This window comes from Lentzea sp. NPDC036955 (assembly GCF_055608005.1).
This window is the reverse complement of record NZ_JBVJRC010000002.1, coordinates 438,192-450,979: the sequence shown is the minus strand read 5'-3', so window position 1 is coordinate 450,979 and position 12,788 is coordinate 438,192. Positions and strand designations below refer to the sequence as shown.

Genomic DNA, 12,788 nt, shown 5'->3' with positions numbered 1-12,788 from the left:
TCGTCAGCGGCGCGCGATCTCCTCGACCACCGTGCGCGCCGCGGTCGCCGGACGCCCCAGCAGCTCTTCAAGCGCCGGGTCGGTGACCGCGAACTGGCCGGCCCGCGCCGCGCGGAACATGCCGAGGGTGAACTCTGCCAGCCCTTCCGGCGTGCCGTGGCCGATCACAGTTGCCTTCCACTCCTCGTCGTCGACGACGACCCGCCTGATGGTCCGCCCGGTGACCTCGCTCAGAACCCTTGCCACGTCGGCGAAGTCGAGCAGGCCGGGCGCGGTGAGCGGCGGGCTCGCGCCGTCGAACAGCCCGGGCTTCGTCACCGCGGCGGCGTCCGCCTCGGCGAGGTCGGCGTGCGCCGTCCACGAGAACGGCCCGTCCGCGGGCAGGCGGAGCTCACCGGTCCGCAGCGCATCGGGTACGTAGTGCTCCAGCGTGCTGACGTAGAAGCCGTGCCGCAGCGCCGTGTGCGGGACGTCCTGCTGCGCCAGGTGTTCCTCGACCGCCGCGTGCTGCCGTCCCGGGTCGAACAACGAGTCCGGCGAGGCCGCCTGGTGACTCGTGTAGAGCACCCGAGACGCTCCCGCGCGCACGGCCGCGTCGACCGCCGCACGGCTCGCCTGAGCCGCCTGGGGCCCGCGGATCGCGGCCGAGACGAGCAGCACCTGGTCCGCACCCTCGAACGCGCGGTCCAGCGTCGCGGGCTCGGTGAAGTCGCCCGCGCGAACCCGCACGCCCCGCGCGGCGAGGTCCGCCGCCTTCCCGGGGTCGCGCACGCTCACGCCGACGGTCCCGGCGGGAACGCGCTCCAGCAGCTCCTCGACGACCTGGCGGCCGAGCCGTCCGGTCGCCCCGGTGACGATGATCATGAAAGCCTCCCTGAACCAGTGATTCACAATCACGCTATCACTGATTCGGATCGGCGATAGCTCGATGCTGATATCGTTGATCCATGACGGAGACCGGCGCCGACGCTCGCGTGAAGATCGTCACCGCGGCCGCCCACCTGCTGCACACCGGCGGCGCCAAGGCCGTGACGACCCGCGCCGTCGCCCAGGAGGCAGACGTCCCGGCACCGACGATCTTCCGGCTGTTCGGCGACAAGGACGGCCTGCTGGAGGCGGTCGCGGAACAGCTGATGGCCGACCACGTCACCGAGAAGTCCGCCAGCGCCGCGGCGGAGGACGGCGACCCGGTCGACGACCTGCGCGCCGCCTGGCGCACCCACCTCGCGTTCAGCCTCGCCCACCCCGACGTGTTCCTGCTGCTGACCGGCCCCGGCCGCCGGCACTCCCCCGCCGCCACCGGCGGCACCGAGGTGCTGCGGTCCCGGATCACGCGACTGGCGGCGGCGGGACTGCTGAACGTGTCCGTCGCACGCGCGGTGGACCTCGTCCACGCCGCGGGCAGCGGGGCCGTGCTCGCGCTGCTGGGCAAGCCGGAGGACCAGCGCGATCCTCAGCTCGCCGACGTGCTGCTGGAGGCGGTGCTCAGGCAGGTCCTCACCACGGCACCGGCGCCGCCCGCGGCCGATCCGCTGGCGCTCGTGCTGGCGTTCGAGGCGGCGCTGCCGGAGCTGCCGTCGCTCAGCGACGGGGAGCGCACGTTGCTCACCGAGTGGTTGTCCCGCACCACGACCGCGCTGCAGGACCAACGGAGACGCTGATCCACAACAGGCTCCGGCCACTCGATAGGTTGATCATCACCAGTCGACCTCTCGCACCAGGAGCCCTCCGTTGACCGCCCGTGCCCGTTTGCGCGTCCTGGTCGACGCGCCGTGGTTCACCAGAGTGATCACCGCCGTCATCCTGATCAACGCGGTCACGCTCGGTCTGGAGACCTCGCCCCAGCTCCTGGCCGACCACGGCACCGTGCTGCACGCGATCGACCGGCTGGCGCTGGCGGTGTTCGTGGTCGAGCTCTCCCTGCGGTTCGCCGCGTACGGCGGGGAGTTCTTCCGCGACCCGTGGAACTGGTTCGACACGGTGGTCGTGGGCATCACGCTGCTGCCGGCCACCGGCACGTTCTCGGTGCTGCGGGCGCTGCGGGTGTTGCGCGTGCTGCGGCTGGTGTCGGTGGTGCCGAGCATGCGGCGGGTGGTGTCCGCGCTGCTCACGGCGTTGCCGGGGATGGCGTCGATCACCGCGTTGCTGGCGCTGGTGCTCTACGTGTCCGCGGTGATCGCCACGAAGCTGTTCAGCGCGGTGGCGCCGGAGTACTTCGGTGACCTCGGGGACTCGCTGTTCACGCTGTTCCAGGTGATGACCGGGGAGGCGTGGTCGGAGGTCGCGCGCACCGTCATGGCGGAGAAGCCGTTCGCGTGGGTCTTCTTCGTCGGCTACCTGGTGGTCACGACGTTCACCGTGCTCAACCTGTTCATCGCCGTGGCGGTCAGCGCCATGCAGACGCAGATGACCGAGGAGCACGACCGCGAGGAGATGGCCGCGACGCTGCAGATCCTCGACGAGGTGCGGTCGCTGCGGGCCGAGCTGGCGGCGATGCGCGACTGCGTGCCGGGCTGAGGCGGACGAACGGCGGGCGACCCCCTGGAGGGCCGCCCGCCGTGTCGTTCGATCAGGTCACTCCTCGCCGAACGCGAAGTCTCCGCCGTCGTCCTCGAAGACCTCCTCGACGACCTCGCCCAGCACCATGCCGCCGACCACACCGGCCGCACCGGCGGCGATCATGCCGCCCATGCCCGGCCCGCTGCGGTGACCGTGCTGGCCGTGGTGGCCGTGGTGCCCGTGCTGGTCGTAGCCGTACTGGCCGGGGTGCGGCTGGCCGTACCCCGGCTGACCGCCATAACCCGGCTGACCGCCGAACGCCGGGTTGCCGCCGAACGGCATGCCGCCGTGGCCGCGGTCGGAGATCTGCGACAGCCACCCGTTGATCGCCGACGCCCAGTCGGCGACCTGCGCCTCCTGGTGCGACATCCGGAAGTGGCCGAACGCGTCACCGCCGGAGGAGAACATGCCGCCGCGCTTGTCGGCCTCCAGCACGACGTACAGCTCGTGCGGGGAGGCGACGAAGGTCAGCTCGACCTCCTGGATGCGGCCCGCGAACTGGGCCGGCGGGAAGAACTCGATCTCCTGGTAGAACCCGAGCTCCTGGTGCACGCCGTGGATGCGGCCGGCCTCGACGTCCGCGCTGCGGAACGAGAAACCCAGCTGCCCGAAGGCGTTCAGCACCGCGTCCTGCGACGGCAGCGGGCCCACGTGGACCGGATCGAGGTCGCCCTTGTCCGGCGCGCCCGCGATCACCAGCTCGGTGCGCACACCGACGGTCATGCGCGGCAGCGGCTGACCGCCGACCGCGGTGATCGGCGTCTCCCACGGCAGCGGCAGCTGGAACGGGATCGAGACCGGCTGACCGGCGGGCACGCGCACACCCTGCTGCACCACCAGCCGGAAGAACTCGGACACACCGGCGTACTCGTGGTCACCGTGCTCGACCTCGACGCGCGTGACCAGCGACAGCACGACCTGGCCGATCTCGGCGTCCGCGCTGCCACCCTGGATGCGCACCTGGCCCGTGACCACCTGGCCGGGTGTGGCGTACGGCGAGTCGAGCACTGTGTCGACGGACGGGCCACCGACACCGAAGGCGCTCAGCATCCGCTTGAACATGGACAGTCTCCTCCTGCGGGGACTAGGTGAGGATCAGTTCGAACGCACCGCTGCGCGCGGTGCGTCGGTCTCGTCGTCGAACTCGCCGATCAGTTCTTCGAGCAGGTCTTCCAGTGCGGCGATGCCGACCACGGCCTCGTCGGCGCCGGCCACCAGCGCGAGCTGGGCGCGGTCGGCGCGCATCGCCGTCACCGCGGCCGCCACCGGCATCCCCTGCGCCAACGTCAGCACAGGGCCCATCAGCTCCCGCGCGGTGGGATCGGCCCCACCGGCGGTCGCCCTCATGGCCTCGCGGATGTGCACCAGGCCCACGTAGGCGCCGCGCTCGTCCCTCACCGGGAAGCGCGACCGTCCACAGCGGAGGCTGGCGCGCTCGACGTCGCGCGCCGACGTCAGCTCGGTCACCGTCGAGACGTCCGCGATCAGCACCATCACCTCGCGCAGCGTCGTCTTCTGCACCTGCAGCATCCGGGTGAGCAGCCGCTGCTGGTTCTCCGGGATGAGTCCGTGCTCGGCGGACTGGCGCACCAGCAGCCGCAGGTCGTCCGGGCGGTGTGCCTGGGCGAGCTCGTCCTGCGGTTCCACCTTCAGCAGGCGCAGCAGGGCGTTCGTCGTGCCGTTCAGTCCACTCAGGACCCAGCGGACCGAGTGGGCGAACGCGCGGAACGGCACGGCCAGCAGCAGCGCCGACCGCTCCGGGTGGGCGATGGCCCACGACTTGGGCGCCATCTCGCCGACGACCATGTGCAGGAACACCACCAGCACGAGGCTGATCGTGAACGCGATGCCGTACGCCACGGCGTCGGGCATCCCGGTCAGCTGCAGCAGCGGGTCGAGCAGGTCCGTCACCGCGGGCTTGGCCAGCGCACCCAGGCCGAGCGTGCACAGCGTGATGCCGAGCTGCGCGCCGGCGAGCATGAGCGACAGCTCGCGGACACCGGCCACGGCGGCACGTGCGGCGCGGGAGGCCTCCGCCTCCTGCTCCAGCCGGTGCCGCTTCGCTGCGATGAGCGCGAACTCGGCGGCGACGAAGAACGCGTTGGCCGCCAGCAGCACCAGCGACACGAGCAGGGACCAGGTCGTGCTCATCGAGCCTCCTCCCGCTGTGCGGTGCGCGCCGTGAGCACCACGGTGTCCGGCACGTTGCGGGCCACCGCGGCGACCAGCAGGGTCACCTCGCCGAGCTCGATCTCGTCACCGGCCTCCGCCGTGCGGCCGAGCTGGTGCAGCACCAGGCCCGACACCGTGTCGTAGGAGTCGTGCGCGGGCAGCGGCACGTCGGTGGCGTCCTCCACCTCGTCCAGCCGCATGCGGCCGGGCACCTGCCAGCGGCGGTCGCCGAGGGGTTCGATCGCGTCCTCGACGATGTCGTCCTCGTCGTGGATCTCACCGACGAGCTCCTCCGCCAGGTCCTCCAGCGAGACGACGCCGGCGAACCCGCCGAACTCATCGACCACGCAGGCGAGCTGGCGGCGCTCGGTGCGCAGCCGTTCCAGGACCGCGGGCAGCGGCAGCGTCGTGGGCACCACGAGCGCCGGCGACGCGATGTCACCGATCGGCGTGTGCGGCCGCTGCTCCGGCGCGAGGGTCAGCACCTCGGCCAGGCCCACGACACCGCGCAGGTCGTCCAGGTCGGTGCCGGTCACCGGGAACCGCGAGTGCCCCGTGGCGAGCAGCTCGACCACGCGGGCGGCGGGCTCGTCGGCCCGCACCGAGTGGACGTTCACGCGCGGCGTCATGGCCTGCTCGGCCACCAGCTCGCGGAAGTCGAGACCGCGGTCGAGCAGCCGGGCCAGCTCCGGTTCGAGGTGGCCCTGCTCCTGCGCGTCCCCGACGATCTGCTTGAGGTCCTCGGGCGTGGCGCCCTGCGGCAGCTCCTCCACCGGCTCGATGCCGAGGGAGCGCAGCAGCTTGTTCGCCGTCGCGTCGAACAACCGGATCACCGGACCGGCGATCTTGAGGTACACCAGCGTGGACGAGGCCAGCCACGTCGCCAGCGCCTCCGGCTTGGCGATCGCGAGGTTCTTCGGCAGCAGCTCGCCGAGCACCATCTGCACGGCGGTGGCGAAGATCAGCGCCACGGCCATGGCCAGCGGCACGCCCACGGACTCGGGCAGTCCCAGCACGGTCGCCAGACCCGTGCCGAGCAGCGGCTCGGCCACGTACCCGACGAGCAGCGCCGTCACCGTGATGCCGAACTGCGCGCCCGACAACATGAACGACAGCTTCTGGGTCACCCGGTAGGCGCGCTCGGCGGCCTTGTCGCCCGCCTCGGCCATCTGCTGCAACCGGCCCCGGTCGACCGCCATGTAGGCGAACTCCTGGGCGACGAAGTAGCCGGTGGCGGCGGTCAGCGCCACGATCACCAGCAGGCCGGAGAAGATCAACATGTCGCACCCGCGACACGGAAGGGAGAGGTTCGCCGGGCTCGCCCCGGCGCAGTACTGCAGCCGTCTACATCGGCTTCGGAAGGCATGCTTCACAGTAGCACGTGACACTGTACGGTTGTGGGGACGAGGAGGTGTGCGTGTCCGAGGCCCTGTTGAAGATCGGAGAGCTGGCCGCCCGCGCCGGCGTGAGCATCCGCACCGTCGACTACTACACGACCCTGGGTCTCATCAGCCCAGCTCAGCGCACCGCGGGCAACTACCGGCTGTACTCCCCCGCCGACGTCGACCGCATCCACCTGGTGCAGCGCCTGGAGGTGCACGGCCTGCCCCTGGAGGAGATCGGCACGGCGCTGCAGGCGCGGACCGGCGACGTCACGCTGCTGCTCGACCGCATCGACACCGACCTGCGGGTGCTGCAGGAGGCCGCGGACAGCGCGTCGCCGGAGATGCAGGGCCTGCTCGCGGTGATCGCGACGCGGGTGCACAACCTGATCACGATCGCGTTGCAGCTGCCGCCGGACCTGCCACTGCCGTGAGCGGTTCCCTGACACGGGACGGCGGTGCCGTCCCGTGTCAGGGCGGTCAGGCCTGGAGCTCCGGAGCGACCCAGTAGTGGCTGTCGCGCCACGTCTCGGTCGGGAACCCGTCGTCGTAGCTGTACACGCCGGCGTGCGCGGGCAGCACGAACGGCGCGCGCACGACCGTTGCCGGGAACGTCTCGGTGCTCGCGCGGTACAGGCCGTGGCGCGAGGTGAGCGAGGCGACGTACTCCACCCCCGGCACCACCGGCACCGGCGTGGCGAACGCGTCGGCGTACGCGCCGGGGACGGCCTGGTCGGCGAGCAGCGTGCCGTCACCGCGCCACAACCGCACGCGGCTGGCCTTGTCGTGGTTCCACGACGTGACGACATGGCTGACGATCGTGTGGAACGCCTGTTCGACACCGGTCTCGCCGCCCAGCGGCACGGTGGCGGTGCGGTACCCGTCGCGCCAGGTCTGGCCGCCGTCCACCGGGACCTGGAAGTCCCGCAGCGTGTCGGACCGGTGCCCGTCGTGGCCGTTGTCCGTGGGTGTGCAGAGGTGGGACTGCGGCAGTGTCGGCGTCAGGGGTCCGCTACCGGCTGCGGCGAGCAGAGCAGCGGTCACCGCGCGGACGGCGCAGCACGGTGGTCGGACGCGACCACCCACTCGCGGAACAGCTCGAAGTGCCGGTTCGCCGCCGCGCAGGCGGCCGGGACGTCCTGCGGCGGCAGGACCTGCCCGGCCAGCTCACCGAACCGCCGCAGCCGGCGGCGCGCGTCCCCGTCACCCGCGAAGAACGACACCGGCACCGGGCCGAGTGCGCCGGCGACCCAGCGGGTGATCAGCTGCCCGCCGAGCCGGGCGCCCTCGACGACGTAGAGCGAGCCGACCAGCGCGGGCAGCGACTCGACGTCCAGCGCGGCCGACCGCGGCAGCGACGCGATGCGCGCCGGGCTCCAGCCGGAGTCGCGCAGGTCCGCGGCGAGCAGGCCGGCGCCCGGCAGGACCGACCACGGCAGCCGCTGTGCCGTGACGGCGGCGGCCAGCGCCTCCTCCAGCGGTTCGTGGAAACCGAGGAACACCGCGAGCACCTCCTCGTAGCGCTCCGGTGAGGTGAGCCGGCCCGACAACCCCAGGTCGTCCTCCAGCGCATGGTGCGCACCGCGGGTTTCTGTGCGCAATCGTGCGAGCAAGTCCACCCGCGCACCCTATTCTCGGGGGTGCGGCGGCCTCCTCGGCGGAACGGAACCACAAAAGACCCGAACCGCGTCCGAACCCACGACGAACGTCCGGATGGCAGCTCTGCGCACCGACCACGAACTGGAGGCGACGTGTCCACGACGGAAGACGTGCTGCCGGACAGATCCGGCACGCGGCGGACCCTCGCGATCGAGGACGACGTCAGCGAGCTGCGCCGCGCCAGGGACTGGGTGCGCGAGCAGCTCACCGGGCTGACCGCGGACCAGGCGGAGGACGTGGTGCTCGCCGCCGACGAGCTGGTCTCCAACGCGCTGCGGCACGGCGCGGCCCCGCGCACGCTGGCCCTGCTGCTGCGACCCGGTTCGCTGCGGTTCGAGGTCGAGGACGGCGAGCCGGCACCGGCCCGGCCGCGTGAGGGCACCACGACGGGTGGCCGCGGGCTGACGCTGGTCGACGCGCTCGCGACGGACTGGGGGCAGCAGCCCACCGGCCGCGGCAAGGTCGTGTGGGCGGAGTTCACCCTCGACTGACGGGGGAACGCGCGGCGACGTCGCGCAGCCGGTCGACGACGGGGTGGCCGTCGGGCAGGAACTTCAGCACGGGTCCCCGGGGTGCGAGCTGCGGCCGGGCGCTGCGCCAGGTGGCGGAACGACCGTCACGTCCACCCTCCAGAAGGGGGACGATGTGCGGGTGCAGGTCCCTCGACCGGGTGGAGGTGGCGAGCAGTGGGTGACGACTGGCTGTTCGGGTTCGGGTCCAACTCGCTGGAAGACCTGGTGGGCAAGCTGTTCGGCGGGCTGGGGCAGCCGCCGTCGGCGACCAGGCGCACCGACCACTTCGGCCGCGACCTCACCGCGGCGGCCCGCGACGGCCTGCTCGACCCCGTGGTCGGCCGCGAGGACGTGATCGAGGAGGTCCTCGAGGTGCTGTCGCGGCGCACCAAGAACAACCCCGTCCTCATCGGCGATCCGGGCGTGGGCAAGACGGCGGTCGTCGAGGGCATCGCGGCGCTGATCGCGAGCGGCGACGTGCCGGCCACGCTGCAGGGCAGGCGGCTGATCTCGCTCGACCTCGCGGGCATGGTCGCCGGGGCGAAGTACCGCGGCGAGTTCGAGGAACGGCTGCAGGGCGTCGTCGAGGAGGTGGCCGCGACGAACCGGATGGTGGTGCTGTTCGTCGACGAGCTGCACACCGTGGTCGGCGCCGGCAGTGCCGAGGGCGCGCCGATGGACGCCGCGACCATGCTGAAACCGGTGCTGACCAGCGGGCGGCTGCAGGTCGTCGGCGCCACCACGGCCGAGGACTACCGCCGGTACATCGCGAAGGACGCGGCGCTGGAACGCCGGTTCCAGCCGATCCTCGTGCCCGAACCGTCGGTCGAGGAGTCGATCGCCATCCTGCGCGGCCTGCGCCCGCGCTACGAGCTGCACCACGGCGTGCGGATCACCGACGAGGCGGTCGTGGCCGCGGTGGAGCTGTCGGCCCGCTACGTCACCGACCGGTTCCTGCCGGACAAGGCCGTCGACCTGGTGGACCGCGCGGGCGCACGGCTGCGGCTGCGCGAGAAGTCCCCGCTGCCCGCCGACCCGGCGCAGCTCGAACACCGCGTGCGGCGCCTGAAGCGGGACCGCGCCACCGCGCCACCGGAGGAGGCGCTGGCGATCGACGACGAGCTCGACCGAGCCGTCGCCGACCTGGAGGCCGCCCGCGCCGCACTGGCCGACGCCCCGGAGGTGGGCGCGAACGACGTCGCCGAGGTTGTGTCCCGCAGCACCGGCATCCCGGTCGCCCAGCTCACCGAGGCCGAACGCCACCGCCTGCTGCACCTGGAGGACCACCTGCACCGCCGGATCATCGGACAGGAGGAGGCCGTGGAGGCGGTGGCCGACGCCGTGCGCCAGGGCCGTGCGGGCCTCAAGCACCCGAACCGCCCCATCGGCTCGTTCCTGTTCCTCGGCCCGACCGGCGTGGGCAAGACCGAGGTCGCCCGTGCGCTGGCGGAGGCCCTGTTCGGCTCGCAGGACCGGCTGATCCGCTTCGACATGAGCGAGTTCGCCCAGCAGCACACCGTGACCCGCCTGATCGGCGCACCCCCCGGCTACGTCGGCTATGAGGACGCGGGCCAGCTCACCGGCGCAGTCCGCCGAGTGCCGTACTCGGTGCTGCTGCTCGACGAGATCGAGAAGGCCCACGGCGACGTCTTCAACACCCTGCTCCAGGTGCTCGACGCGGGCCGGCTGACCGACGGCCAGGGTCGCACCGCGAACTTCGCCAACACCGTCATCATCATGACCAGCAACATCGGCGCCGACCAGCTGCTCGCCGCGGCCACCTCGGGCGTGCCGGTCGAGGACCTGCGCGGCCCGCTGCTGGGCACCGTCCGCCGGTACTTCCGCCCGGAGTTCCTCAACCGCCTCGACGAGATCATCCTGTTCCGCGGCCTCGACGCCGATCAGCTGCGGCAGATCACCGCGCTGCTGCTCGACCGCACCCGCGACCGGTTGCGGGAGAAGGACATCACGCTGGAGGTCGACGAGCAGGCCGTGGAGTGGCTCGCGGCCCGCGGGTACGTGCCCGAGTACGGCGCGCGGCCGTTGCGGCGGACCATCGGGCGTGAGCTGGACCGGCGGTTGTCGCGGGCGTTGCTGGCCGGGGAGCTGCGGGAGGGGCAGCACGTCGTGGTGACGGCCGGGGAGGGCGGGCTGGAGCTGACCGTCACCGACCGGCCGGGATGACCGGGTGACCGGGTCGGGCAGTCGCGCGCCGCGATCGGCAACGCCTCCCCGACCGCCGCCTCCACGCTCCGCCGTCCCCTGGCCCGAACGCGTGGCGCTCCCCCGGGGTCACGCCCCGGGCTTGCGCCGGTACTGCGAGCGGGCCCAGGCCCACCCGGCGAGGAGGGCGAACACGAGGATGCCCATCGGGTGCCCGAGCACCAGCGCCGCACCGCCCAGCAGGACGACGGCGATGACGAGGGCCTGGTGGCGGTCCGCCGCGGGCCGGGTGGCGCCCTCCAGCTTCGCCGCGAGCTCCGGGTCCTGCTCGCCGAGGGTGCGCTCGATCTCGCTCAGCGCCGCGCGTTCCCGGTCATCGAGCACTGCGCACCTCCTGCTCGCCGTGCGCCTGGCCGTACGGCACGGCGCTGAGCAGGGTCACCGGCACCGCGGCTCCGCTGGGCGTCCGGTACGTGCGCCGCTCCCCCTGCCGGGCCCCGTTCACCGCCGCCCCGAGCGGTGAGTCCGGTGAGTAGACCTCGACCGCGCCGTGCTCCGCGCCGCGGGCACCGAGCAGGAACGTCTCGGTCTCGCCGGTGTCGTCGAACCGGACGGTGAGGACCATGCCGGGTTCCGCGATGCCGTCGTCGGGCGGGTCCTCGCCGACGATCGCGTTGGTGAGCAGGTCGGTGATCTGGCGGATGCGCGCGGTCCGCTGCTGTTGCGGCACGGGGCTGGTCTCGTCGTCGGACTGCGCGCGCGGTGGGGCGAGCAGGGTCGTGAGCTCGTTGCGGAGCCGGTGGTGCGCCTGCGGCGTCAGCCACACGCGGGGAGTCGTCATCGTTGCTCCAGGGCGAGGAGTAGGGGGTGTCCGTGTGGGCCGGGTTCGTCAGCCCACGACCCGCACGGACAGGAGGGTGGTCAGTGGTCGCGGCGCAGGGCCTCGAAGTCGTGCGCGTAGTCGGAGGCGACGCGCAGGAGGATGTCGCGCTGCACGCGGAGGAAGTCGTTCTCCTTGCGCAGCCAGGCGAGCTCGGCTCGTTCGCCGTCGGTCAGCGGCGGTTCGGCGGGGTGCATGCGGCGGTCACCGGAGCGGGTCGAACTCGCGCAGCGCGGCGGGTTGCTTGCCGGTGGTGATCTGCTCGGCCAGCAGGCGGCCGGTGACCGGTCCCTGCGCCAGGCCCCACATGCCGTGGCCGCCGGCGACGTACACGCCGGGGACGCGGGTCGCTCCGATCACCGCGCGGCCGTCCGGGGTGACCGGGCGGGGGCCGACCCACACGTCGGTGCGGTCCTCCCACCGCACGCCGTCGAGCAGCGGCCGGGTGGAGGCGATGATCGCGTCCACCCGCGCCTTGTCCAGCGGTGCGTCCGGGTCGCGGAACTCCATGGTGCCCGCGACCCGCAGGCCGTCCCGGTACGGGGTGCAGGCCACGCGCACCTCCGGCAAGTAGATCGGGCCGCGGACGGGTTCGCTCACGGGGACGGTGAACGAGTAGCCGCGGCCGGCGCGGACCTGCGTGCGGACACCGGCCCGTGCCGCGAGGGCGGGCAGCCACGCGCCGGTGGCCAGTACCACGGCGTCGGCGGAGATCGCGGTGCCGTCGCTCGTCTGCACGGAGACACCGGGGCGGACGCCGGTCACCTCGCCGGACCGGATCGTGGCGCCGCGGGCGACCACGGCGCGACCCAGCGCCCGCACGAACGCGCCGGGGTCGACGAACCGCTGCCCGTCGATGCGCACCCCGGCCGTGAGGGCGGCCGAGGCCTGCGGGAGCTGTTCCCTCAGGTCCGATGTGGACAGAACGGAGTGGGCGACCGGTTGTCCTGCCGCGGCGAGCCGTTCCAGCTCGCGCACCAGACCCTGCGCCTGCCGGGCCGAGGTGAAGGCCGCGGTGAACGGCGCGTCGACGGTCGGCACCGCGACGCCGTTGGCGGTGAGCACGTCGTAGGCCTCGATGCTCTCCTCGTTGAGCGGCAGGTTCGCCTTCGCCACGCGCGTCCACGACGACCAGCGGCAGTGGGCGGCGAACCGCGTGAGGAACGACCACAGCCTGGGGTCGGCGGTGAGCGGGATGTGCAGCGGCGCGGCCGGGTTGAGCAGGGACCGCAGCCCGTAGCGCAGCACCGCCGGTTCGTTCAGCGGGATCGCCAGGCCCGGCGCGATCCACCCCGCGTTGCCCCACGAGGCGCCGGCGGCGACACCGGTCCGGTCGACGACCGTGACCTCGACCCCGCGTTCCTGCAGGAACCACGCCGTGGACAACCCCACGACCCCCGCACCGACCACCACCGCTGAGCGCGGACCGCCGTCAAGGCGCTCGACGCCGTCCATCCCGGG

At 72.8% G+C, this 12,788-nt stretch carries 15 protein-coding genes; 5 read left to right on the top strand and 10 right to left on the bottom strand.

Annotated elements, in window-relative coordinates; genetic code table 11:
• Positions 1–3: 3 nt before the first annotated feature.
• Positions 4–864, bottom strand: coding sequence for an NmrA family NAD(P)-binding protein (locus ACZ7CF_RS07220; RefSeq protein WP_470369120.1), 861 nt, complete (start codon positions 862–864; stop codon positions 4–6).
• Positions 865–947: 83 nt separating this feature from the next.
• On the opposite strand from ACZ7CF_RS07220, the gene ACZ7CF_RS07215 reads away from it, so the two are divergent.
• Positions 948–1,661 carry a TetR/AcrR family transcriptional regulator gene (locus ACZ7CF_RS07215; protein ID WP_470369119.1) on the top strand — a complete coding sequence of 238 codons (714 nt, stop codon included), beginning with the start codon at positions 948–950 and terminating at the stop codon, positions 1,659–1,661.
• A gap of 70 nt (positions 1,662–1,731) precedes the next feature.
• Positions 1,732–2,517, top strand: a complete 786-nt coding sequence (locus tag ACZ7CF_RS07210; RefSeq protein ID WP_470369118.1) for an ion transporter — start codon at positions 1,732–1,734, stop codon at positions 2,515–2,517.
• A 57-nt stretch (positions 2,518–2,574) separates the two neighbouring features.
• On the opposite strand, the gene ACZ7CF_RS07205 is transcribed toward ACZ7CF_RS07210, so the two are convergent.
• From ACZ7CF_RS07205 to ACZ7CF_RS07195, 3 genes are read right to left on the bottom strand one after another with little or no spacing between them, the layout of a single operon-like run.
• Positions 2,575–3,621, bottom strand: coding sequence for a sporulation protein (locus ACZ7CF_RS07205; RefSeq protein WP_360383868.1), 1,047 nt, complete (start codon positions 3,619–3,621; stop codon positions 2,575–2,577).
• Between the two features lie 33 nt (positions 3,622–3,654).
• Positions 3,655–4,710, bottom strand: coding sequence for a hemolysin family protein (locus ACZ7CF_RS07200; RefSeq protein ID WP_470369117.1), 1,056 nt, complete (start codon positions 4,708–4,710; stop codon positions 3,655–3,657).
• Positions 4,707–6,011, bottom strand: a complete 1,305-nt coding sequence (locus ACZ7CF_RS07195; protein ID WP_470369116.1) for a hemolysin family protein — start codon at positions 6,009–6,011, stop codon at positions 4,707–4,709. The genes ACZ7CF_RS07200 and ACZ7CF_RS07195 overlap by 4 nt, the downstream gene beginning before the upstream one ends.
• Before the next feature lie 137 nt (positions 6,012–6,148).
• On the opposite strand from ACZ7CF_RS07195, the gene ACZ7CF_RS07190 reads away from it, so the two are divergent.
• A complete protein-coding gene (locus tag ACZ7CF_RS07190) occupies positions 6,149–6,547 on the top strand; it encodes a MerR family transcriptional regulator (protein ID WP_360383876.1) in 399 nt (132 codons plus the stop codon).
• 46 nt (positions 6,548–6,593) lie between these two features.
• Here the strand turns inward: ACZ7CF_RS07190 and ACZ7CF_RS07185 are convergent, their stop codons facing one another.
• The gene (locus ACZ7CF_RS07185; protein WP_470369115.1) at positions 6,594–7,157 is read right to left on the bottom strand and encodes a DUF4082 domain-containing protein; all 564 of its coding nucleotides are present in this window, start codon (positions 7,155–7,157) and stop codon (positions 6,594–6,596) included.
• Positions 7,154–7,732: a biliverdin-producing heme oxygenase gene (locus ACZ7CF_RS07180; RefSeq protein WP_470369114.1), complete on the bottom strand. Its 579-nt coding sequence runs from the start codon at positions 7,730–7,732 to the stop codon at positions 7,154–7,156. The genes ACZ7CF_RS07185 and ACZ7CF_RS07180 overlap by 4 nt, the downstream gene beginning before the upstream one ends.
• Before the next feature lie 132 nt (positions 7,733–7,864).
• Here ACZ7CF_RS07180 and ACZ7CF_RS07175 point away from each other — a divergent pair, with 132 nt between their 5' ends.
• A complete protein-coding gene (locus tag ACZ7CF_RS07175; RefSeq protein WP_470369113.1) occupies positions 7,865–8,263 on the top strand; it encodes an ATP-binding protein in 399 nt (132 codons plus the stop codon).
• A 195-nt stretch (positions 8,264–8,458) separates the two neighbouring features.
• Complete coding sequence (locus ACZ7CF_RS07170; RefSeq protein ID WP_470369112.1) at positions 8,459–10,468, top strand: ATP-dependent Clp protease ATP-binding subunit; 2,010 nt, start codon at positions 8,459–8,461, stop codon at positions 10,466–10,468.
• A gap of 108 nt (positions 10,469–10,576) precedes the next feature.
• On the opposite strand, the gene ACZ7CF_RS07165 is transcribed toward ACZ7CF_RS07170, so the two are convergent.
• The 4 genes from ACZ7CF_RS07165 to ACZ7CF_RS07150 all read right to left on the bottom strand — a co-directional run bounded on the left by ACZ7CF_RS07165 (position 10,577) and on the right by ACZ7CF_RS07150 (position 12,782).
• Entirely contained in the window at positions 10,577–10,831 is a 255-nt protein-coding gene (locus ACZ7CF_RS07165; RefSeq protein WP_458432442.1) for a DUF3040 domain-containing protein, read from the bottom strand.
• Positions 10,821–11,288 (bottom strand): GreA/GreB family elongation factor, encoded by a 468-nt coding sequence (locus ACZ7CF_RS07160; RefSeq protein WP_360383894.1) that lies wholly within the window; start codon positions 11,286–11,288, stop codon positions 10,821–10,823. The genes ACZ7CF_RS07165 and ACZ7CF_RS07160 overlap by 11 nt, the downstream gene beginning before the upstream one ends.
• A gap of 80 nt (positions 11,289–11,368) precedes the next feature.
• Positions 11,369–11,524, bottom strand: coding sequence for a hypothetical protein (locus ACZ7CF_RS07155; RefSeq protein ID WP_360383897.1), 156 nt, complete (start codon positions 11,522–11,524; stop codon positions 11,369–11,371).
• A gap of 7 nt (positions 11,525–11,531) precedes the next feature.
• Positions 11,532–12,782 carry an NAD(P)/FAD-dependent oxidoreductase gene (locus ACZ7CF_RS07150; protein ID WP_470369111.1) on the bottom strand — a complete coding sequence of 417 codons (1,251 nt, stop codon included), beginning with the start codon at positions 12,780–12,782 and terminating at the stop codon, positions 11,532–11,534.
• Positions 12,783–12,788 lie beyond the last annotated feature (6 nt).